Origin of the sequence: Nocardiopsis sp. NPDC050513 (genome assembly GCF_044457925.1) — a bacterium.
Classification (GTDB): Bacteria; Actinomycetota; Actinomycetes; order Streptosporangiales; family Streptosporangiaceae; genus Nocardiopsis.
Map to the genome: position 1 here is coordinate 185,399 of NZ_JBITHK010000007.1, position 21,454 is coordinate 206,852.

Here is a 21,454-nt window from a genome sequence, read left to right on the forward strand (position 1 = left end):
CCGCGCGGCCTACGCGCCCGGGGTCAGAGCCGGTCCCCGGGCAGCGGCGGGATGTGCTCCTCGACGAGCGTGCTCAGGGTGGTCAGCGCGGCGGCCGGAGGGCCGTAGCTCGGAGGCGCCGTCAGCTCGACGTAGGCGGTGTGGCCCACCGCCACGAACATGGTGGGGTCGTCGGCGGGCACCGGGAGCCAGGGCACCCCGTCGACCTCCTGGAGGGGGGCGTCGATGGTCAGCGCCGCGGGACGGGGGATTCCGCAGCGCACACCGATCGGGGGATCGCCCCACGCCGCCATCACGTCGGACTCGGGGCGCACGTCGGCGCGTTCGGCGTCCAGGAGGGTGTCGGGAAGCGCGGCGACGAACGCGGTACAGGCCTGCGTGGTCGTCTCGTCGGCCTCCGGCGGTTCCATCCGCACGGTCCCCGCTCCGCACCCGGTCGCCGACAGGACGGCGGCGACGGCCGCTCCCACACCCGCTCTCCACACGGTCAGCACCCCCGCCCGCCCGTCAGATGTTGACGATGGGGCAGGTCAGGGTGCGGGCGATCCCGTCCAACCGTTGGATCCGGGCCACCACCAGGGCGCCCAGGGAGTCGACGTCGTCGGCGTGGGCCTGGACGATCACGTCGTAGGGCCCCGTGACGTCGTGCGCCTCGTCGACGCCCTCGATCCCCCTGATCCGTCCCGCGACCTCCGCGGCGCGCCCGACCTCAGTCTGGATCAGGATGTATGCCTGCACCATGTGAACTCCTTCGTGTGTGCCGGGTGTGAGGTAGAGCGGCCCCGGCCGAGCCGACGGTGCGGCCGATGACGAACAGGTGACAATCGTGGGTCTAGACCACTGTTCCGGAGCGTCACCGTACCCTGATCCCTGTGTTGAGCACCATTGGGGGTCTTGGTGAGTTCGCTCTGATCACACGCGTGACGAGCAAATTCCCCACGACGCAAGATGTAATCCTCGGACCAGGCGACGACGCGGCGGTCGTCGCGGCGCCCGACGGCAGGACGGTCGCCACCACGGATGTGCTGGTCGAAGGGCGTCACTTCCGTCGGGAGTGGTCGTCGGCGCGCGACGTCGGACACCGTGCCGTGGCGCAGAACTTCGCCGACGTCGCCGCCATGGGCGCCCGCCCCACCGGGCTGCTCATCGGCTTCGCGGCCCCCTCCGACCTGCCCGTCGCCTGGGCGGAGGAGTTCGCCGCCGGGGTGCGCGACGAGTGCGCGCTGGCGGGCGGCGCCGTCGTGGGGGGAGACACGGTGGCGTCCGACACACTGACCGTCGCGATCACCGCCCTCGGCGACCTCCAGGGGCGAGCCCCCGTGCGCCGCGACGGCGCCCGCCCGGGCGACGTCGTGGCCTACTCCGGCCGGCTCGGTCTGTCGGCGGCCGGTCTCGCCCTCCTGGAGGCGGGGCTCGACGGCCCCGCGGAGTGCCTGTCCGAGCACCGCAGGCCGAGCCCGCCCTACGCCGAGGGCCCGGCGGCGGCGAGGGCCGGAGCCACCGCCATGCTCGACGTGAGCGACGGCCTCGCCCAGGACCTCGGCCACGTCTGCCGTGCCAGCGGGGTCCGCATCGATCTCGACCCCGACGCGCTCCGCCCCGACCCCGCCCTCCTGGAGGCGGTCCGCCTCCTGGGCGCGAGGCCGGAGGACGCCGAACGCGCCGCCCGTGAGCTCATGGTCGGCGGGGGCGAGGACCACGCCCTGGCCGCGACGTTCCCACCCGGCGTCGACCTCCCCGAGAACTGGATCCGGATGGGCGGCGTCCTCACTGGCGGGGAGGAGGCCGGGGACGTGACCGACCCGTCGGCGCGGACGCCCGTCACCGTGGGCAGCCGGCCGCCGGTCCGGAGCGGGTGGGATCACTTCCGCGATCGTTGACGCAGTCGGGATTTGTCCCGTTTGGCGATCGCGCTAGGCTGTGCCAACGCGGCTCGCGCCGTCCGCTGGGCGGCCCGCCCGTCCTCGTGGAGCGCGAAGAGCCCCGGAACGTTCGTCACCGCCCGGGCACGGAAGGTCCGCGACCGGCGTCCACCCGGCGAGGGCAGGCAGAAGCGGAGCATCGTCGAGAGGCGGTTTATGGGGCGGCACGTGTCGCGGCACGACTCCCGGCGCGGTGTGCACCGCAGCGAACGGGCGGACGCCGGTGTGCTGCGACGGATCGGCGGCTACCTGGAGAGCACCGTTCCCAAGCGCGTCGAACCCCCGCGGCTGATCAACGTCCTCGTCGTGTCCGGAGTCATCCTCGGCCTGCTGCTCTTCGGCTACAGCACGACCCAGATCTACCTCCAGTTCGGCGGTTCGCCCGGAGCGACGCAGGTCCCGGGCACCCAGGACGGGGCGCACCCCAGCCACGGGGCCTCGCCCGACGACGCGGAGGGCGGCTCCTCCGGGGAACGCGGCGAGGAGGTCCAGTCGGGCGCGGAGCCCACCACGGTGGTGTACGAGATCGTCGAGACCAGTGCGACCGGGTTCACGGCGCGGGTCACCGTCACCAACACCTCCCGCGTCACGCTGGACGCCTGGGAGTTGGCGCTGGCCTTCGACACCGCCGAGGTCACCGAGGTCCGCGACGCCGACTGGGAGCCGTTCTCGGACGGCATCCTCGCCCGCCAGCCCGGTTCCCAGGAGGACCTGGACCCCGGCGACTCGGCGGCGCTCGAGCTCGACGCCCTCGGCGCGCCGCAGTATCCGGTCCGCTGTTCGCTCAACGGCCACGTCTGCGCTCTCTGACCGGCCCGCCCCCCGGACGGGCCCGGCGGTCCCGGCCCCGGACACGCCGAAGGCCCCCCGACCACTGATCGGAGGGCCTTCGCCGAATCCAGAAGGCTGGAACCCTAGCGGGTCACCTTGCCGGCCTTGATGCACGAGGTGCAGGCGTTCACGCGCTTGGGCGTGCCGCCCACACGGGTGCGAACGGTCTGGATGTTGGGGTTCCAGCGGCGGCGGGTGCGACGGTGCGAGTGGGAAACACTGTTACCGAACCCTGGTCCCTTGCCGCAGACGTCGCAGACGGAAGCCACGGTAACTCCATTCAAGCGCTCGGGATCGCGCACGTCGCCGCACGCGAAGGGTCGACCGACCGGGAGAGGCCGGGTGGGCAGGCTGGCGCGGACGCCAACCGTGGAAGAGTACACGAAGGCCGTGGTCGCGGATGCGTACCGCGGACCGGTGCCCGTACTCGCCGTGGTGGAGACGGTGCGGCCGAAGCCCTCGCACCCCCACCTGAGCATCGCATCCACCACGCGGGCATGGCGAAAAGGCGATGAACTCCGACGAGTATACCCCTGCCGGGAGGGGTCGGACGCCCGCCCGGTTCCGACCGCCGGGCCCACGCGCCTCCCACGCGTCGCACGCTGCCACTACGGTGACGTTGAGCAGAGCGAACCGGCGGGGACGGGGACACCGTGAGCACCTGGGACGAACCGCTGCGCGTGGCCCTCGGGGGCTCCGCGCGGGCCTTCAAGGACAAACTCGACCTGCACACCCTCGGCGACCTGCTGCGGTACTACCCGCGCCGGTACGACCGCCGGGGCGAGCTGACCGACCTCGCCGCGCTGCGCGAGGGGGAGGACGTCACCGTGCAGGCGCGCGTCCTGGACGCCAAGCGCCGCACCGTGCCCGCGCGCCAGGGCCGACGCCGGATGGACATGATGGAGGCCACGGTCACCGACGGGACCGGCCGCCTGCACCTGACCTTCTTCAACCGCGGCGCCCACCACCAGAACTCCCTGGTCCCCGGTCGGCTGGCGCTGCTCTCCGGCCGGGTCTCCACCTACCGCGGCCGCCGCCAGCTCGACCACCCCGAGTACCAGCTCATCGACGAGGACGGCAGCGAGGGCGAGCGCGCCCGCGCCTTCGCCGAGGAACTCATCCCGATCTACCCGGCGGTCAAGGGGCTGGACTCGTCCCGGATCGCGTTGGCGATGGACCTGGCCCTCGCCCGGGCCGCCGACCTGCCCGATCCGCTCCCTCCCGGGGTGCGCGAACGCCACCGCCTGACCGGCGTCCAGGACGCCCTCGAACGGATCCACCGGCCCTCGGAGTGGGCCGACGTGGGCAGCGCCCGTCGCCGCCTGAAGTGGGACGAGGCCTTCGTGCTCCAGTTGGCCCTGGCCCGGCGCCGCCACCAGGCCGAGGAGCTGCCGGCCAGGCCGCGCCCGGGGGCCGAGGGCGGGATCCTCGACGCCTTCGACGCCGAGCTGCCCTTCACCCTCACCGACGGCCAGCGCGAGGTGGGCGACCGCCTCGCGGAGCGGTTGGACGCGGCCCACCCGATGCACTGCCTTCTCCAGGGGGACGTGGGCGCGGGCAAGACCCTGGTCGCGCTGCGCGCCATGCTCCGCGTGGTCGACTCCGGAGGTCAGGCCGTCCTGCTCGCACCCACGGAGGTCCTCGCCCAGCAGCACCACCGCTCGATCGGCGCCATGCTCGGACCGCTGGCCCGCGCCGGCCAGCTGGACGGGGCGGAGAACGCCACACGGGTGGCTTTGCTCACGGGTTCCATGAACACCGCCGCGCGCCGCGCGGCCCTGCTCGACGCCGCCTCCGGCGCGGCCGGGATCGTCGTGGGCACGCACGCCCTCCTCCAGGAGCACGTGTCCTTCGCCGACCTGGGCCTGGTCGTGGTGGACGAGCAGCACCGGTTCGGGGTGGAGCAGCGCGACGCCCTGCGGGAGAAGGCGGTCGACGGGCGTCCGCACGTGCTCGTGATGACCGCCACGCCGATCCCGCGCACGGTCGCCATGACCGTCTACGGCGACCTCGACGTGGTCGCGCTCACACAGCTGCCCACCGGTCGCGCGGGGGTGTCCACGCACGTCGTCCCGGCCAGGGAGAAGCCGCACTTCCTGACCCGCGCCTGGGAGCGGATCGTGGAGGAGGCCGCCCGGGGCCGCCAGGCGTTCGTCGTCTGCCCGCGGATCGGCGAGGACGGCGGGGGCGTCGGCGGGGAGGACGCCGACGAGGAGGTGGGCGGCGACCAGGACGAGGAGGCCCCGGGTGCCCGACCTCCGCTGGCCGTGCTCGACGTGGCCGCGCGACTGGCCGAGGGGCCGCTCGCGGACCTCGCGGTGGAGGTTCTGCACGGCAGGATGGCCCCCGACGACAAGGACGCGGTCATGCGCCGGTTCGCGGACGGACGGACCGACGTGGTGGTCTCGACGACCGTCGTCGAGGTGGGCGTGGACGTGCCGAACGCCACCGTGATGGTGGTCATGGACGCGGACCGCTTCGGCGTCTCGCAGCTGCACCAGCTGCGCGGGCGCGTCGGCCGGGGGAAGCTGCCCGGGCTGTGCCTGCTCGTCACGGACGCGGAGGAGGGCTCTCCGGCACGGGAGCGGCTGGGCGCCGTGGCGGCGACGACCGACGGGTTCGAGCTGTCCCGGGTGGACCTGGAGGCGCGCCGGGAGGGCGACGTCCTCGGCCGGGCCCAGTCCGGTGCGCGGTCGTCCCTGCGGATGCTCACCCTGCTCAAGGACGAGGAGCTGATCGGCGAGGCGCGGGAGGAGGCCACGGCCTACGTCGGGGGCGACCCCGACCTGACCGCGTACCCGCCGCTGGCCGAGGCGCTGGCCGAGCTGTTGCCCGAGGACCGCGCGGAGTACCTGGACAAGGCCTGAGGAGCCGGGCCGACGCCCGGACGCCCTAACGTGGAGGCATGACGCGCATCATCGCCGGAGCGGCGGGCGGACGGCGGATCGCCGCGCCCGACGGCCGCACCACCCGACCCACCAGCGACCGGGCGCGCGAGGCCCTGTTCGCCTCCGTCCAGTCCGACCTCGGCTCCCTGGAGGGGCTGCGGGTCATGGACCTGTACGCGGGGTCGGGGGCCATCGGGCTGGAGGCGCTGTCCCGCGGCGCCGCGCACGCGCTGCTCGTGGAGGCCGACCGGAGGGCGGCGCGCGTCGTCCAGGACAACATCGGCGCGTTGGGCCTGCCCGGCGCCCGCCTGGTGGCCGACCGGGTGGAACGGGTGGTCGCCGCCGTGCACCCCGGCGAGCCCTACGACCTGGTCGTGGCCGACCCCCCGTACGCGGCCGACGACGAGGAGGTGGCCGGTGTGCTCACCGACCTCGTGCGCAACGGGTGGCTGGCCCAGGACGCGGTGGTCGTGGTCGAGCGCTCCAAGCGCGGCGCCGAACCGGCCTGGCCGAAGGGTTTGGAGCGGGACCGGAGGCGGGGCTACGGGGAGGCGGTGCTCTGGTACGCGCGGCCCCCCGCCCGGTGAGACCCCGCGGCGCGCCTCCCCGTGGGCCGGACCGGCCGCGGTAGAACTCCGTTATGCGGGTGTCGCCCCGATCCGCGCCGGGGGCAACCCCTACGATCGCTGTACTCGAGAGTAACTCCTGAGAGGGGCGATCCACCGTGCGCCGAGTCGTCTGCCCGGGTTCCTTCGACCCGGTGACCTTCGGACACATCGACATCATCGGACGCGCGGCCAAGCAGTACGACGAGGTCGTGGCGGCCGTGCTCAACAACGTCAACAAGCGCGGGCTGTTCACCGTCCCCGAGAAGCTGGACATGCTCCGGGCGAGCACCGCCGACCTCGAGAACGTCCGCGTCACCGACTTCGACGGGCTGCTCGTCGACTTCTGCCGTGCGAACGGCATCGAGACGATCGTGCGCAGCCTCCGCTCGGTCAGTGACTTCGACTACGAACTCCAGATCGCGCAGATGAACTTCCGGCTCTCCGGCGTGGAGACCGTGTTCATGACCGCCAACCCGCAGTACTCGTTCCTGTCGTCCAGCCTGGTGCGCGAGATCGCCCAGCACGGAGGGGACGTGTCCAGTCTGGTGACGCCGTACGTCCAGGAGCGCCTCCGGGACAAGTACGAGGAGCGCTCACGCCGCTAGCCGACCGCCCGCCCCGGGACCGACACCCGCGCTGGGACCGGCTCCGGCGGCTGATTTGGGTGGTCGGGCCCATGATAGGTAGAATCTGGGTCCGACCCTGAGCGTCGCCGTACTTGGCGTGCGCGCGGGCTGGTCACGCCGGACCCGTCATCCGTCCGCGTGCCCGGCACCGAACCTCTCGTGAAAGCGCGATTACCCTGTCTCGTCCTGAACCTCGTGACCCGTTCGTGGTCGACACCCGTCAGCTGGGCCGCCAGCCGGGGTCGATGCGAACCGTCAACCGCATCGTGACCGTGCCGGAGGCCTTCTCCGGGGCGCTGGCGAGCGTGCCCGAGGGCAGCGAGGTCGAACTCGACCTCCGGCTGGAGGCGGTGATGGAGGGCGTCCTCGTCACCGGCACCGTCAGCGGACAGCTCACGGCGGAGTGCTCGCGCTGCCTCGATCCCCTCTCCGACGAGATCGAGGCGGGTTTCCAGGAGCTGTACCGCTACTCCGCCGACGACGGCGAGTCCGCCGCGGCCGAGGAGGACGCGTCCGACGAGGATGAGGACTACTATCTACAGGGCGACCTGCTCGATCTCGGACCCGTGGTCAGGGACGCCGTCGTGCTCGCCCTCCCGCTCTCGCCGCTGTGCGAACCGGACTGCCCCGGTTTGTGCGCGGAGTGCGGTGTCCGACTCGCCGAGGTCGGTCCCGACCACGGCCACGGCGACGCCGTGGACCCACGCTGGGAGGCTCTCCGCGCCATCGCGGAGGATCCCGGAGAACGATGAGCCCGTGAACCGGTCACGGGGCGTCCGTCGGGCGCCCGCGTGACGGGACACACCCTCCCCGCCGCAGCGCGCGGGGTGACCAGATAAGCGACCTCCCGCGACCGCGGGGGTGACCCAGGAGGATTGAAGTGGCCGTCCCGAAGCGGAAGATGTCGCGGAGCAACACCCGGACCCGCCGTTCCCAGTGGAAGGCGTCGCGCCCGGTGCTGGTCAACTGCCCGCGCTGCCGTGACCCGAAGCAGCCCCACATCGCGTGCCCGACGTGCGGCACCTACAACAACCGCCAGGTCACCAACCCGGCGTAACACGCTCGTGTCAGGCATCGGGTCCCACACCCGACGATTCGCCTCGGGGCGGACCCCAACACCGGGTCCGCCCCGAAGTGCTGTCGGAGGGAGTCCGTAGGGTGAGTGACCCGCGCCAACGTGGGCAGTAGACAACCAGAACCGCAGAAGCACCCAGCCGTGATCCGGGCTCCCACGGGTTCCCGAGTTCGTGGTGGCTGCCGGGGGAGCCCCGCTCCCGCGACGATCACCTCGTGTTCGAGCACCCCTGCCGAGCCGGGGATCCGCACCCGACCGCAGGATGCGCGTCCTCCCCGGGGCGCGTCAGAACAGGGAAGTGAACTCGCGTGGCAAGCCAACTCTCCGTCTCCGAGGCCAGGGCGTTCCACAAGGCGATCGGCGTCGAGGTCGATCCCAAGATCCTGCTCCGCGCCCTCACCCACCGGTCCTACGCCTACGAGAAGGGCGGGCTGCCCACGAACGAGCGCCTGGAGTTCCTCGGCGACTCCGTGCTCGGCCTCGTGGTGACCGACACCCTCTTCCGCAAGCACCCCGACCTGCCCGAGGGACAGCTGGCCAAGCTCCGCGCCGCCGTCGTCAACATGCGCGCCCTCGCGGACGTGGCCCGCGGCCTCGGCATCGGCGCCTACATCCGCCTCGGCCGGGGCGAGGAGGGCACCGGCGGCCGCGACAAGTCCTCGATCCTCGCCGACACCCTCGAGGCGATCATCGGCGCCGTCTACCTCGACCGGGGACTGGACGTGGCCTCCGAGTTCGTGCACCGCCTCTTCGACCCGCTCATCGCGACGGCCTCGGGACTGGGCGCCGGACTGGACTGGAAGACGTCCCTGCAGGAGCTGACCGCGGCCGAGATGCTCGGCGTCCCCGAATACCACGTCGACGAGAGCGGCCCCGACCACCAGAAGACCTTCCGCGCCACCGTGCGCGTCGCGGGCGAGAGCTACGGCCTCGGCGAGGGCCGCAGCAAGAAGGAGGCCGAGCAGCAGGCCGCGGAGTCCGCGTGGAAGGCGATCCGCGCCCGGGCCGACGCCGCCCAGTCCTCCTCCAACGGCCAGAACCGGAGCTGACGTGCCCGAACTCCCCGAGGTCGAGGTCGTGCGCCGCGGCCTGGCCGCGCACGCGCTGGGCCGGACGGTCGGCGCCGTCGAAGTCCTGCACCCTCGGTCGGTACGCCGCCACGTCCCCGGCGCCGCGGACTTCGCCGCCCGCCTGGAGGGGCGGGTCCCCACGGCCGCCCACCGCCGGGGCAAGTACCTGTGGCTGTCCCTGGACAGCGGTGAGATGCTGCTGACCCACCTGGGCATGAGCGGACAGATGCTCGTCCAGCCCGTGGGGAAGCCGGACGAGAGGCACCTGCGGGTGCGGCTGCCGCTCTCGGACGGCCAGGAGCTGCGCTTCGTCGACCAGCGCACCTTCGGCCACCTGCTGGTGGACGCCCCGGGCGAGCGGGACGGCGTCCCCGCCTCGGTCGACCGCATCGCGCTGGACCCGCTGGACCCCGACTTCGACCCCGATGCCTTCGTCCGCGCCCTGCGCGCGCGGCGGACCGAGGTCAAGCGCGCGCTGCTCGACCAGTCCCTCATCAGCGGTGTGGGCAACATCTACGCGGACGAGGCGCTCTGGCGTGCCCGCCTGCACGGGGCCCGCTCCGCCCGGGGCCTGTCCCTTCTCCAGGCGGCCGAACTCCTGGAGCACGTACGCGACGTCATGAACGAGGCGCTCGCGGTGGGCGGGACCACCTTCGACGGGCTGTACGTCGACGTCAACGGGCAGAGCGGGTACTTCGAGCGCGGTCTGAACGCCTACGGGCGCGAGGACCGGCCCTGCGGGCGCTGCGGCGCGCCGATCGTCCGGGAGGCGTTCATGAACCGGTCGTCGTTCAGCTGCCCGCGCTGCCAGCCGGCGCCGAGGGCCCGCCGCTGAGCTGTGCCCGCTCTGGGCCTCCGCCGCGCCTGGCGCCCGTTCCTCGCCGGCGGCCCGCCCCGTCGTGCGGCACCCCGGCGGCGCCCGAACGAGTCGTGCGGCACGCGAGACAGGTTGGTCGGGCGTGTTGGTGAGGAAAGTATCTCCGTGAGGTAAGGAAAGGTGTGGCGCGTGGAGGACCTCGAGGAGTCGGTCCGGCTGACCGCGTGGGTGCGCGGCCGGGTCCAGGGTGTGGGTTTTCGCTGGTGGACGCGGTCTCGGGCGCTCGAACTGGGGCTGAGCGGGGCGGCGACCAACCTCGCCGACGGGCGGGTCGAGGTGGTCGCGGAGGGTCCGCTCGGCGACTGCGCCCGCCTTCTGGAGCACCTGAGGAGCGGTCGTGCACCCGGACATGTGGACTCCGTGGTGGAACGTTGGTCATCGCCTGGGGGGACGTTCACCGGATTCGTCGAGCGGTGAGTATGCTTGTGGCGTAACGCGATTCGGTCCGCTGTCGCGGCGGTCCCGCAGGGGCACCGCGACGGGAGCAGGCCCGCTCCGCGCGCGCCTTCGGGGCGTGCGACACGGGGGGTGGGTGCGTCCGCATCGTGTGACCTCACGTGCCCAGGTCGTTCCGGCCCGGGGTGTGGTCGTTACGGACTGTTGTAATCCAATCTTGACCAGCGGCGCGCGGAGTGAGACTCTGGAAGGCACATCGCGCAATCTTCCACCCGTGGCATCGACTCGAACGTCGACGATCTTCGGGATGTCGTGTGCGCGTTTCATCACTGGTCACTCAGTGTGGAGGACCCACATCATGGCGAAGGCTCTGTTTGGCCACGTCGGCGGCTCCGACCCTCGTATGGTCCAGGAGATGCGACGGCTTCAGAATCGAGTACGTGACCTCGAGGCCGAGATCAGCCGCCTCCAGGCACGTAACGACCAGCTCAGCATGGCCGTCACCGACGTCGCCGTCAGCGCGACGGATCGCGAGCCCGCGCTCGCCTGACCAGCGCCGTCGACCCACCGGGCCACACACCCGGTCGACCGCGTGACACGTGAACCACGGACGGGACGCCGTACGCAGCACCCAAGGCGTCCCTGACGGTAGTTCCGTCAGCCGCTCCGCGGTCCGGTCGATCCAGCGCTTTGTTCCCCGAACCCTCGGCCGCAGACTTCCTTTCCTTTTCCTTGCGGCATTGTTTACCTACCCGGCGGACACCTCCGCAACCCTCCGTGTTCGCCGGAAACTCCCCCCAGGATCCGACGGTGGCCCACCTCATCGGGCCCGTCAGCGCGAACCGCGCCCGCCACCCCCGGCTTCGTGGCACCCTTGGATGATGCTGCGCGCGTCGTCAGGGCGTTCGCGCCATCGTCGAAACGGCCCGCGTGGGCCCGGTGGCCGGTGTGGGAGGTGTGGGTGTACCTGAAGAACCTGACGTTGCGCGGCTTCAAGTCGTTCGCGTCGGCCACCACCCTGCGTTTCGAGCCCGGGATCACCTGCGTGGTGGGCCCCAACGGATCCGGGAAGTCCAACGTCGTCGACGCCCTGTCCTGGGTGATGGGCGAACAGGGCGCCAAGTCCCTGCGGGGCGGCAAGATGGAGGACGTGATCTTCGCGGGCACCTCCACCCGCCAGGCGCTGGGCCGCGCCGAGGTCAGCCTCACCATCGACAACTCCGACGGCGCCCTGCCGATCGACTACACCGAGGTCACCATCCGCCGGACGATGTTCCGCAACGGCGGCTCCGAGTACGCGATCAACGGCGACACCTGCCGTCTCCTCGACATCCAGGACCTGCTCAGCGACTCCGGCATCGGCCGCGAGATGCACGTCATCGTCGGCCAGGGACAGCTCGACACCGTCCTGCACGCGGGGCCCGAGGAACGCCGCGCGCTCATCGAGGAGGCCGCGGGCATCCTCAAGCACCGCAAGCGCAAAGAGAAGGCGATCCGCAAGCTCAACGCGATGCAGGGCAACCTCGACCGCGTCACCGACCTCACCGCCGAGTTGCGCCGCCAGCTCAAGCCCCTGGGCCGCCAGGCCGAGCTCGCCCGACGCGCCGCCGTCATCCAGGCCGACCTGCGCGACGCCCGGCTCCGCCTCCTGGCCGACGACATCGTCACCCTCACCGACCAGCTGGCCAAGGAGGAGGCGGACGAGAAGGAGGTGCTCGAACGCCGCGCCGCCGCCGAGGCCGCGCTCACCCAGACGCAGCAGCGCGAGACCGCCCTGGAGGCCCAGTCCGCCGAGGCGGCCCCGGTCCTGGCGCGCGCGTCAGAGACCTACCATGCGCTGTCCCGCCTCGCCGAACGTCTGGACGCCGTGCGGGGACTGGCCAGTGAGCGCCACCGCAACCTGGTCTCCGTCACCGACGAGCCCGTGAGCCGCCGCGACCCCGAGGAACTGGAGACGGAGGCCGAGGAGGCCGCCGCCCAGGAGGAGGAGCTGCTCACCCGGCTGGAGGAGACCCGGGAGGCCCTGGAGGCCGCGGTCGAGGAGCGCACCTCCGCCGAGGACGCCCTGTACCGGGAGGAGAAGCGGCTGGAGGCCGCGACCCGCGCCTCCGCCGAACGCCGCGAGGGCATCGTGCGTCTGAGCGCGCGGGTGGAGAGCCTGCGCGGCCGGTTGGGCGAGGGCGAGGCCGAGATCGCCCGGCTGGAGGAGGCCGCCCGCCAGGCCGCCGAACGTGCGGCCGAGGCCCAGACCGAGTACGGGATGGCCGCGGAGGAGTCCGCCGGGCTGGACGAGGGCGACGCCGAACTCGACACCGCCCAGGAAAGGGCCGCCCGGCTGCTGTCGGCGGCCGAGTCCGAACTCAACGAACTGCGCGACGCCGAGCGCACGGCCGAACGGGAGCGGTCCGCGCTCGCCGCCCGCAAGGAGGCCCTCGAACTCGGCCTCGCGCACAAGGACGGCGCGGGCACCCTGCTGGACGCCGCGCCGGACGGGCTGCTCGGCAGCCTGGCCGCGCTCGTCCAGGTCGACCCCGGCCACGAGACCGCCGTCGCCGCCGCCTTCGGCCGGGCCGCGGGCGCCGTGGCCGTGGCGTCCCCGGAAACCGCGGCCGCCGCCGTCCGGCTGCTCCGGGACCGGGACGCGGGCCGCGCGGGCATCGTGATCGCGGGCGCGGTCCCGGCCGCGCCGCGCGGTGACTGGCCCGCCCTGCCCGACGGCGCGCGCTACGCCGTCGACGCGGTCGCCGCTCCCGACCGCCTGCGCGGGACCGTCACGGCCCTGCTCGACCGCACGGTCCTGGCCACCGACGCCGCGCACGCCCAGGAGCTGGTCGCCGCTCTGCCCCGCGTGCGCGCGGTCACCCCCGACGGCGACGTCTTCAGCGCGGAGATGGTCTACGGCGGCTCGGCCGCCGCTCCCAGCCTCCTGGAGGTCCAGGCCGCCGTGGACGAGGCGGCCGAGCTGTTGGAGGAGGCCAACGAGACCGCCAAGCGGGCCGCCGCGGACCTGGAGGCCAGGAAGCGCGCACGCGCCGAGCTGGCCGAGGCCGCCGACGAGTTGACCGCGCGCCGTCGCCAGAGCGACCGCAAGCGCAACGAGTCCGCCCAGCGCCTGGGCAAGCTCGCCGGTCAGGCCAGGGCCGCCGAGGCCGAGTCCGAGCGCTACGCCGCCTCGGCGGCCAAGGCGGCCGCCACCCGGGGCGAGGACGCGGGGAGACTGGCCCGGCTGGAGGAGGAGCTGGCCGAGGCCGAGGAGACGGCCGCCTCCATCGAGGAGGACGCCCCCGACCCCGAGACCCGCGACGCCCTCGCCGCGCAGGCCTCGCGCTCCCGCGCCACCGAGATGGAACGCCGCCTGGCCGTGCGCACCGCCGAGGAGCGTGCGCGTTCCGTCGCCGGCCGGGCCGAGGCGCTGCTCGCCCAGGCCGCCGAGGAGCGCCGGGCCGTCGAGCGCGCCGCCGAGCGCCGACGGACCCGTGCCGCCCAGGCCGTCATCGTCGACGCCGTCGCCGGGAGCGCCCGACTCGCCCTGGAACGGATCCGGGCGTCCCTGGCCGCCGCCGAGAGCGAGCGGACGGCCGCCGAGGCCGGGAAGGAGGCCCGCGACGCGGAACTGCGGACGGTGCGGGCGCGCGTGCGGGAGCTGTCGGTGGAGATGGAGAAGCTCACCAGCTCGGCGCACAGCGGCGAGGTGGCGCGGGCCGAGCGGCGGATGCGCCTGGAGCAGCTGGAGACCAGGGCGGTCGAGGAGATGGGCGTGGACGTGCCCACCCTCGTCGCGGAGTACGGCCCCGGGGTCCCGGTGCCGCCGCCCGCCGACGCGGGGGAGGACGCCGAACCCGCGCCGTACGTGCGTGAGGTGCAGGCCAAGCGGGCCCGCGGCGCCGAGCGCCAGCTCAACCAGCTCGGCAAGATCAACCCCCTGGCGCTGGAGGAGTTCGCGGCGCTGGAGGAACGGCACGCCTTCCTCAACGCCCAGCTGGAGGACCTGAAGAAGACCCGCCGGGACCTGATGGAGATCGTGCAGGAGGTGGACGCCCGCGTACAGGAGGTGTTCTCCTCCGCCTACCTGGACGTGGAGCGCGAGTTCGCCGCGATCTTCGGCCGCCTGTTCCCGGGAGGCGAGGGGCGGCTCCTGCTCACCGACCCGGACGACATGCTGACCACCGGGATCGAGGTGGAGGCGCGCCCGCCGGGGAAGAAGGTCAAACGGCTGTCCCTGCTGTCGGGCGGCGAGCGGTCGCTGACGGCGGTGGCCTTCCTGGCCGCGATCTTCAAGGCGCGCCCGTCGCCGTTCTACGTCATGGACGAGGTCGAGGCGGCCCTGGACGACACCAACCTCCAGCGTCTGCTGGTGATCTTCGAGGAACTGCGCTCGTCGTCCCAGCTCATCGTGATCACCCACCAGAAGCGCACGATGGAGTCGGCCGACGCCCTCTACGGCGTCACGATGCAGGGCGACGGCATCTCCCAGGTGATCAGCCAGAAGCTCGACCGCCCCGCCTGACCGGAGCCGCCGCGCACGCGGCGGGACCGCCCCCTCAGCGGGGGGCGGCCCCGGAGTCGGCTGGGGCCGGTCAGCCCCGGTCGATGGTGATCACCGGCGACGTCCAGGTCTCCCAGTGGTCGGGGTCGTCCGGGTCGCCCAGCGCCTTGAGCGCGCGGACCTCCAGACGGTACTCACCGTCCCGGACCTCGCGGATCCGGTGCGCGTCGCTGACCGTCCCGTCCCACACGTAGGAGAAGAACGCCGTCGACGTCGCGTTGCGCCCGACGTCGGCCACGTCCACGGCGACGTTGCGGGTCGGGTGCACCGGCCGGCCGGTGCGCTCGCTGACCACCCGCATCTCCAGCTGGGAGACGTGGTGGTCGAAGTGCGCGATGACGTAGGGGTAGTCGGGGAGACCGTCGACCCACGACATGGTGTACGTCGCCCCGTCCGGCTGGTTGGCGAAGGTCCCGCCGCCCGACGCGGCGCACTCCAGTCCGACGAACACCTCGCACTGGGTGATCCGCGTCAGCCAGGGCAGTTCCCGGACGTTGCCGTCCCCGTCGGTGATCGGGGTCATCGCCTCGATCTCCTGGTAGTCGCCCGCGTAGGCCGCGTACGGGACGCGGAGGGTCTCGCCGTCGGCCCGGGTGACGGTGACGTACCCGCCGTACACGGGCTGGGAGAGCTCCGCGGCGGGCGGGGTGATGGTCACCTCGACGTCCACCGACTCGCCCGCGCCCACGGCCACCGAGTCGGCGCTGAAGGACACCTCGGCGAAGGCGTCGTTGAACGACGGCGTGAAGGTGTTCCCGTGCGTGCCGAGCGCGGCCTCGTGGCCGAGGTCGTAGACGGCCTCGGCGTCGCCGTCGTTGGTGATGGTGACGGTCTCGGTCACGGCCTCCCGCGTCTCGCCCGGGGCCAGCTTGCCCGGGGAGACCGTCGTGGTGGCCAGCACCGCGCCGGGGATGTCGACCATGCCCGCGCCCTGGCGGTGGACGTTGTCGAGGAAGCCGAGGCCCGGATTGCCCCACCACGCCTTGGGGTCGGCGTTGTTCTGCAGGACGGTGCGCACCTCGTCCGCCGCGAGCTCGGGACGGGCCTGGAGGAGCAGTGCCACGGCGCCGGCCACGTGCGGCGAGGACATGGATGTGCCGCTGATGGTGGCGTATCCGCCCTGGTCCATGGGGTAGGTGGAGTTGATCAGGCCGCCGGGTGCGCCGATGTCGGGCTTGAGGTCGAGGTCGGGGGACATGCCGTAGGAGCTGAACGAGCTGATCAGGCCGCCGGTCGGGTTGGGGGTGCGCACGGTCTCGTCGGTCCAGGTCAGGGTGACCGGGTCCGGGCCCTCCAGGAGCTCCCTCAGGTGGGCGCCCGCCTCGTCGGAGACGCCGATGGAGAAGGCGCCGCGGTCGGTGATGCCGCCGCCCGCGAACATGCCGGCGACGTTGTTGTGGACGACGACGCCGGTGGCGCCCGCGTCCAGCGCGGTGTCGTACTTCTCCGCGAACGTGCAGTTGCCGCGGACGATCAGCGCCGTGCGGCCCTCGGGGTCGCCCTCGAGCTGGTCCCCCAGGGACGAGCAGGCGCGGCCGATGTAGACGAGTTCGTCGGTCTCGCCCTCGGTGGGCGGAGCGGTGGCGTCGCCCATCGGCATGAACGGCAGCGCCTCGCCGCCGGGGTTGGCGATGACGGACGCCGCGCTGATGTGCGTGTTGTCGAAGGAGGCCACGCCGATCACGTTCGCGCCCAGGCCGGGGGCTCCGGCCGAGTACAGGCCGGTGTCGCCCTCGTTGCCGATGGACGCGACGACCACCATGCCCTCGTCCACCAGGTTGTCGGAGGCGACCGCGGTGGGGTACCCGGGCCAGGTGTGGGAGGATCCGATGCTCATGTTGAGCACGTCCATGTCGTCGGCCAGGGCACGCTCCATGGCGGCGATCATGATGTCGGCCGTGGTCGAACCGGAGCAGCCGAACACCTTGTAGGCGCCCAGGTCGGCCTCGGGCGCCACGCCCGTGACCTGGCCGGAGGCGCCGACGATTCCGGCGACGTGCGTGCCGTGCCCGTGGCAGTCCTGGGGGTCCTCGTCCGGTACGGGGGTGGTGGCGGCGGGGTCGCCCGCGTTGAAGTCGTCACCGACGAAGTCGTATCCGGCGACCACGCGGCCGTTGGGGAAGCCCCCCGGTCCGCCGAGGTCGGGGTGGGTGTAGTCGATGCCGGTGTCCATCACGGCGACCCGCAGGCCCTCGCCGGTCAGGCCGAGCTCGTTCTGGCCGATGTCGGCGCCGGTCATGCTGAGGGCGGTTTCCAGGTCGGGCTGGGACTGGTCCGGTTCGGGGGCCTCGTAGCGCATGACCGGGTAGATGGCGTTCACGCCGGGGATCTCCCGGGCGGTCCCCACCTGGGCGTCGTCCATCTCGACCGAGAAACCGTTCCACAGCTCGCCGAAGGCGTGCCGTTCCTCGTACTGGAGGCCGTGCTCCTCGGCGCCGGCGCGGAACGCGCGCTGTTCCTCGTCGACCGCGGCCTCGGAGTTGCCCTCGGCCTCGGGAGGTCCCTCCAGTTCGATGAACCACAGGCCGTCGGCCTGGTGGGTCATCTCGCCGTTCTCGGCGCTGGGGGCCGGGTGGAGGGGGGCGATCTCGGATCCGTCGTCGGCGCTGGCGGGGGTGGCCGCGACGAGTCCCGCTATCAGGGTCAGCCCGGCGAGCGACGCCAGGTGCGAGCGGTGGGGTACCACCTTGTCAACACATCCCTTCTGCGTGCGTCGCGGAACACCGGGGGAGCGGGCGGTCCGGTGACGGATTCTCGTGTACCGGGGGATAGCCCGATTGGTGTCCGTTCTCGGGTTTTCGACGCACATAGCACCGAGATCATTGCGGTGTGTCATAAAAGTGTCAATGTTCTCCGAGCCTCAATTCGGCCACACGGGAGAATAAAAGGATCTTCGGTGATCATGTTTCACATAGATCAACAAAGTAGGCAGACAAGGCTTTTATTGGGAGAAAAGGGAAGAACCGACCCGGGGCATGCGGGGATGGAGGTGTGAATCTGGTCACTCGATCCGATGGTGGCCGGTAGTGGTCGGAAAGGTGCGTCATCCAGGGGCTGAACAGGGACGAAAGGGTTCACGAGTTACAGTGGTGGCGTCGGGTCGCCGCTGGCGGTCCGACGGTGTGGACCGAGCGAAGTCCGGTCACGCGGCCCCCGGCCGCCAATCCGGCGCTGTCCCGCAACTGTGAGGCCCCGCTCCGCGCGGGGACGAGCCAGGTCGCCTCGCCCACACCGACGCACCCGTCCTCGTGGGAAGGACAGGCCGTCCCCCGTGGGCCGTGCTCCCCTTCCCCCTGCCCACCCCAAGGAGCACAGTGCGGATCGCACGCCATCTCCCCCTCGCACTCCTCGGCGCCACGCTCGCGCTCACCGCGTGCGGCGGCCAGGACCCCCAGACCGACACCGCCACCGACGAGCCCGCGGAGAGCCCCTCCGCCGTCTGCGGCCCGCCCGAGGCCGACCCGGACCGCGCGACGGTCGGCGACGGCGCCTTCCCGGTCACCCTCACCGACGCGCTCGGCGAGGTCACCCTGGAGGAGGCGCCGGAGCGGATCGTCTCCCTGTCGCCCAGCCACACCGAGATGCTCTTCGCCATCGGCGCGGGCGAGCGGGTGGAGGCCGCCGACGAGTACTCCGACTTCCCGGCCGAGGCCCCCACCACCGACCTCAGCGGGTTCACCCCCAGCGTCGAGGCGATCGCCGAGTACGACCCCGACCTGGTCGTCCTGGCCCGCAGCGCCGAGGCCACCGTCCCGCAGCTGGAGGCCGTGGACATCCCGGTCCTGACGCTGGACGCCGCCGCCGGCCTGGAGGACGTCTACGCCCAGATCCGCCTGCTCGGCGACGCCACCGGGATGACGGACGAGGCCGACGCCGAGGCCAGCCGGATCGAGACCGAGTTCACCGAGATCGTCGAGGGCGTGTGCGCCGAGGCCGGGGACTCCGGGCTCAGCTTCTACCAGGAGCTCGACGACACCCTCTACTCCGCCACCTCCGAGACCTTCGTCGGCCAGATCTACGCCTCCTTCGGCCTGGTGAACATCGCCGACGAGGCCGACGACGGCACCGCGGGCGGCTACCCGCAGCTGTCCCAGGAGTACGTGGTCGAGGAGAACCCCGACCTCATCTTCCTGTCCTACGCGGGTGAGGACGCCGTCGGCGCGGTCGCCGAGCGGCCCGCCTTCGACACCGTCGCCGCGGTCCAGAACGACGCCGTCGTCCAGCTCGACGCGGACATCGCCTCCCGGTGGGGTCCGCGCGTGGTCGACTTCGCGGAGGCGGTCGGCGCGGCCGTCACCGAACACGCCGGCTCGTGAGGAGCGGGGTCGGAGTTTCGACCGGATGGCTGGTTGGCGGTCTCGGCGCGCTGGTCGCGGCCGCCCTCTTCGGCGTCTCGGCGGGCGCGGCGGACATCACCGCGGCCGACATCGTCCGCCACCTGCTCAGCCTCGCCGCGCCGGCGGTCGAGAGCCCGCTGACCGAGCGGCAGGTGGCGCTCCTGGTCGAACTGCGACTGCCCCGGGTGGCCATGGGCGCCGTCGTCGGCGCCCTCCTGGCCACCGCGGGCGGTGCGTACCAGGGGGTCTTCCGCAACCCCCTGGCCGACCCCTACCTGCTCGGCGCCGCCGCGGGCGCCGGGCTCGGGGCGACGCTCGTCATGGTCTTCGGCGAGGAGGTGAGCGACGCGCCCCGCGCCCTGGTCCCCGTGGCGGCCTTCGCGGGCGCCCTCGTCGGAGTGGCGGCGGCCTACGGCCTCGGCGCGACGGCGGGCGGCGGCGGGACCGCCTCCCTCGTCCTGGCGGGCGTGGCCGTGTCGTCGTTCCTGTCCGCCGCCCAGACCCTCGTCCAGCAGATCGGCGCCGACCAGCTCCAGCGGATCTTCTCGTGGCTGCTCGGCGGACTGGGCCGCGGCGGATGGGACGACGTCCGGCTGGTCGCGCCCTACACGGTGGTCGCCCTGACCGTCCTGCTCATGTGCGGCTACCTGCTGGACATGCTCGCGCTGGGCGACGACAAGGCGGTCAGCCTCGGGCTCAACCCGTCCGCGGTACGGATGGTCGTCATCGGGGCGGCGTCCCTGGCCACGGCGGCCGCCGTGGCGGTGAGCGGACTGATCGGCTTCGTCGGAATCGTCGTCCCGCACATCGTGCGCCGCCTCGTCGGCTCCAACTACCGGGCGATCCTCCCCGTGACCGTGTTCTTCGGCGGCGCGTTCATGATCGCGGTCGACATCGTCGCCCGTACCGTGGTGGCCCCGGCCGAGCTGCCCCTCGGCGTGGTCACGGCCTTCCTCGGCGCACCCTTCTTCCTCCTCATCCTGCGCGGCACGCGCCACCGCACCACCTGAGCCGCGCCGACGCCGGGCGGCCCGACGACGAGGGCGGCCCCTCTGGAATACTGGAGCCGCTATGGACATCACCGTGCTCGCAATCCTGATCATCGTCGTCGCGCTCCTGGTGGTCGGCGGATCCTTCCTGGTCACGACCCGACGTTCGGTCGCGCCGGGCGAGGAGGAGACCACGCCCGAGGTCACCGGGGAACCCCCGGCGGCGGCCCCCGTCGAGGACCGCGACCGGGGTGCGGAGGCGGTCGCCACGCCGCCCGCGAAGGCGCCGCCCGCGGGGGAGGCGGCCGTGAAGCCCGCCGAACCGGTGCTGGAGACGCCGCCGCCGTCCGCGGGCCGGATGGTGCGCCTGCGCGCCCGCCTGGCCCGCTCGCAGAGCACCCTCGGCCAGGGGCTGCTCAACCTGCTGTCCTCCGACAGCCTCGACGAGGACACGTGGGAGGAGATCGAGGACACGCTCATCACCGCCGACATCGGTGTGACCTCGGCCGCCCAGATCGTCGAGCACCTGCGCACCCGGGTGAAGGTGCTCGGCACCCGCGACACCGACGAGGTGCGCGCCCTGCTCCGCGAGGAGCTGCTCAACCAGATCGGCGGGGACACCGACCGCACGGTCCGCACGGAACCGCACGGCGACCGGCCGGCCGTGATCATGGTCGTCGGCGTCAACGGAACCGGCAAGACCACCACCACGGGCAAGCTCGCCCGCGTCCTGGTCGGGGACGGCCGCAGCGTCGTGCTGGGCGCGGCCGACACCTTCCGCGCCGCCGCCACCGAGCAGCTCCAGACCTGGGGCAGCCGGGTGGGCGCTCCCGTCGTGCGCAAGGAGGAGGGCGCGGACCCGGCCAGCGTGGCCTTCGACGCGGTCTCCCGGGGGGTCGAGGACGGCGCGGACACGGTCATCGTCGACACCGCCGGGCGCCTGCACACCAAGACCGGGCTCATGGACGAGCTGGGCAAGGTCAAGCGGGTCATCGAGAAGAAGTCGCAGGTCGACGAGGTTCTGCTGGTGCTGGACGCGACCACCGGGCAGAACGGCCTGCGCCAGGCGCGCGTGTTCGCCGAGGTCGTCAACGTCACCGGGATCGCGCTGACCAAGCTGGACGGCACCGCCAAGGGGGGCATCATCGTGCAGGTCCAGCGGGAGCTGGGCGTGCCGGTCAAGCTGGTCGGACTGGGCGAGGGCCCCGACGACCTGGCCCCCTTCGACCCCGAGGTGTTCGTCGACGCCATCCTCGCCACGGACTGAGCGTTCGCGTTCCGAGGAACCA

19 protein-coding genes are annotated in these 21,454 nt (G+C 72.6%); 15 read left to right on the forward strand and 4 right to left on the reverse strand.

What is annotated here, in order from left to right; genetic code table 11:
- Positions 1-23: 23 nt before the first annotated feature.
- Together ACIBFB_RS14945 and ACIBFB_RS14950 are read right to left on the reverse strand one after the other, a co-directional pair.
- Positions 24-470 (reverse strand): DUF3515 domain-containing protein, encoded by a 447-nt coding sequence (locus ACIBFB_RS14945; RefSeq protein WP_397230262.1) that lies wholly within the window; start codon positions 468-470, stop codon positions 24-26.
- Positions 471-507: 37 nt separating this feature from the next.
- Complete coding sequence (locus ACIBFB_RS14950; protein WP_397230264.1) at positions 508-741, reverse strand: Lrp/AsnC family transcriptional regulator; 234 nt, start codon at positions 739-741, stop codon at positions 508-510.
- A gap of 131 nt (positions 742-872) precedes the next feature.
- On the opposite strand from ACIBFB_RS14950, the gene ACIBFB_RS14955 reads away from it, so the two are divergent.
- Together ACIBFB_RS14955 and ACIBFB_RS14960 are read left to right on the forward strand one after the other, a co-directional pair.
- Positions 873-1,880, forward strand: coding sequence for a thiamine-phosphate kinase (locus ACIBFB_RS14955; protein WP_397230266.1), 1,008 nt, complete (start codon positions 873-875; stop codon positions 1,878-1,880).
- Positions 1,881-2,078: 198 nt separating this feature from the next.
- Positions 2,079-2,732 carry a cellulose binding domain-containing protein gene (locus ACIBFB_RS14960; protein WP_397230608.1) on the forward strand — a complete coding sequence of 218 codons (654 nt, stop codon included), beginning with the start codon at positions 2,079-2,081 and terminating at the stop codon, positions 2,730-2,732.
- 104 nt (positions 2,733-2,836) lie between these two features.
- On the opposite strand, the gene rpmB is transcribed toward ACIBFB_RS14960, so the two are convergent.
- The gene (gene rpmB, locus ACIBFB_RS14965) at positions 2,837-3,022 is read right to left on the reverse strand and encodes a 50S ribosomal protein L28 (protein ID WP_013151263.1); all 186 of its coding nucleotides are present in this window, start codon (positions 3,020-3,022) and stop codon (positions 2,837-2,839) included.
- Positions 3,023-3,406: 384 nt separating this feature from the next.
- On the opposite strand from rpmB, the gene recG reads away from it, so the two are divergent.
- The 10 genes from recG (at position 3,407) to smc (ending at position 14,800) form a co-directional block, all read left to right on the forward strand.
- Positions 3,407-5,620: an ATP-dependent DNA helicase RecG gene (gene recG / locus ACIBFB_RS14970; protein WP_397230268.1), complete on the forward strand. Its 2,214-nt coding sequence runs from the start codon at positions 3,407-3,409 to the stop codon at positions 5,618-5,620.
- A 38-nt stretch (positions 5,621-5,658) separates the two neighbouring features.
- Positions 5,659-6,228 (forward strand): 16S rRNA (guanine(966)-N(2))-methyltransferase RsmD, encoded by a 570-nt coding sequence (rsmD, locus tag ACIBFB_RS14975; RefSeq protein ID WP_397230270.1) that lies wholly within the window; start codon positions 5,659-5,661, stop codon positions 6,226-6,228.
- Positions 6,229-6,365: 137 nt separating this feature from the next.
- Positions 6,366-6,854, forward strand: coding sequence for a pantetheine-phosphate adenylyltransferase (gene coaD / locus ACIBFB_RS14980; protein ID WP_397230272.1), 489 nt, complete (start codon positions 6,366-6,368; stop codon positions 6,852-6,854).
- A 227-nt stretch (positions 6,855-7,081) separates the two neighbouring features.
- Positions 7,082-7,627, forward strand: a complete 546-nt coding sequence (locus tag ACIBFB_RS14985; RefSeq protein WP_397230274.1) for a YceD family protein — start codon at positions 7,082-7,084, stop codon at positions 7,625-7,627.
- 128 nt (positions 7,628-7,755) lie between these two features.
- Complete coding sequence (rpmF, locus tag ACIBFB_RS14990; RefSeq protein WP_013151268.1) at positions 7,756-7,932, forward strand: 50S ribosomal protein L32; 177 nt, start codon at positions 7,756-7,758, stop codon at positions 7,930-7,932.
- Positions 7,933-8,258: 326 nt separating this feature from the next.
- Positions 8,259-8,999, forward strand: a complete 741-nt coding sequence (rnc, locus tag ACIBFB_RS14995; protein WP_397230277.1) for a ribonuclease III — start codon at positions 8,259-8,261, stop codon at positions 8,997-8,999.
- 1 nt (position 9,000) lies between these two features.
- The gene (mutM, locus tag ACIBFB_RS15000) at positions 9,001-9,855 is read left to right on the forward strand and encodes a bifunctional DNA-formamidopyrimidine glycosylase/DNA-(apurinic or apyrimidinic site) lyase (RefSeq protein WP_397230279.1); all 855 of its coding nucleotides are present in this window, start codon (positions 9,001-9,003) and stop codon (positions 9,853-9,855) included.
- Positions 9,856-10,026: 171 nt separating this feature from the next.
- Positions 10,027-10,314 (forward strand): acylphosphatase, encoded by a 288-nt coding sequence (locus ACIBFB_RS15005; protein WP_397230281.1) that lies wholly within the window; start codon positions 10,027-10,029, stop codon positions 10,312-10,314.
- Between the two features lie 337 nt (positions 10,315-10,651).
- Positions 10,652-10,843 carry a hypothetical protein gene (locus tag ACIBFB_RS15010; RefSeq protein WP_075927123.1) on the forward strand — a complete coding sequence of 64 codons (192 nt, stop codon included), beginning with the start codon at positions 10,652-10,654 and terminating at the stop codon, positions 10,841-10,843.
- A 411-nt stretch (positions 10,844-11,254) separates the two neighbouring features.
- Positions 11,255-14,800, forward strand: a complete 3,546-nt coding sequence (gene smc, locus ACIBFB_RS15015; RefSeq protein ID WP_397230282.1) for a chromosome segregation protein SMC — start codon at positions 11,255-11,257, stop codon at positions 14,798-14,800.
- A 70-nt stretch (positions 14,801-14,870) separates the two neighbouring features.
- Here the strand turns inward: smc and ACIBFB_RS15020 are convergent, their stop codons facing one another.
- Positions 14,871-17,525 carry a S8 family serine peptidase gene (locus ACIBFB_RS15020; protein WP_397230284.1) on the reverse strand — a complete coding sequence of 885 codons (2,655 nt, stop codon included), beginning with the start codon at positions 17,523-17,525 and terminating at the stop codon, positions 14,871-14,873.
- Between the two features lie 628 nt (positions 17,526-18,153).
- Here ACIBFB_RS15020 and ACIBFB_RS15025 point away from each other — a divergent pair.
- From ACIBFB_RS15025 to ftsY, 3 genes are all read left to right on the forward strand, one after another.
- A complete protein-coding gene (locus ACIBFB_RS15025; RefSeq protein ID WP_397230286.1) occupies positions 18,154-19,155 on the forward strand; it encodes an ABC transporter substrate-binding protein in 1,002 nt (333 codons plus the stop codon).
- Positions 19,152-20,186, forward strand: a complete 1,035-nt coding sequence (locus ACIBFB_RS15030) for a FecCD family ABC transporter permease (protein ID WP_397230288.1) — start codon at positions 19,152-19,154, stop codon at positions 20,184-20,186. Before ACIBFB_RS15025 ends, ACIBFB_RS15030 begins: the two co-directional genes overlap by 4 nt.
- A 61-nt stretch (positions 20,187-20,247) precedes the next feature.
- Positions 20,248-21,432 carry a signal recognition particle-docking protein FtsY gene (gene ftsY, locus ACIBFB_RS15035; protein ID WP_397230290.1) on the forward strand — a complete coding sequence of 395 codons (1,185 nt, stop codon included), beginning with the start codon at positions 20,248-20,250 and terminating at the stop codon, positions 21,430-21,432.
- The last annotated feature ends 22 nt before the right edge of the window (positions 21,433-21,454 follow it).

Bases quoted from the DNA above. Each gene is read 5' to 3' on its own strand.
- ftsY (WP_397230290.1), top strand. From the start codon at position 20,248: ATGGACATCACCGTGCTCGCAATCCTGATCATCGTCGTCGCGCTCCTG.
- rsmD (WP_397230270.1), top strand. From the start codon at position 5,659: ATGACGCGCATCATCGCCGGAGCGGCGGGCGGACGGCGGATCGCCGCG.
- ACIBFB_RS15010 (WP_075927123.1), top strand. From the start codon at position 10,652: ATGGCGAAGGCTCTGTTTGGCCACGTCGGCGGCTCCGACCCTCGTATG.
- ACIBFB_RS14950 (WP_397230264.1), bottom strand. From the start codon at position 741: ATGGTGCAGGCATACATCCTGATCCAGACTGAGGTCGGGCGCGCCGCG.
- ACIBFB_RS14960 (WP_397230608.1), top strand. From the start codon at position 2,079: ATGGGGCGGCACGTGTCGCGGCACGACTCCCGGCGCGGTGTGCACCGC.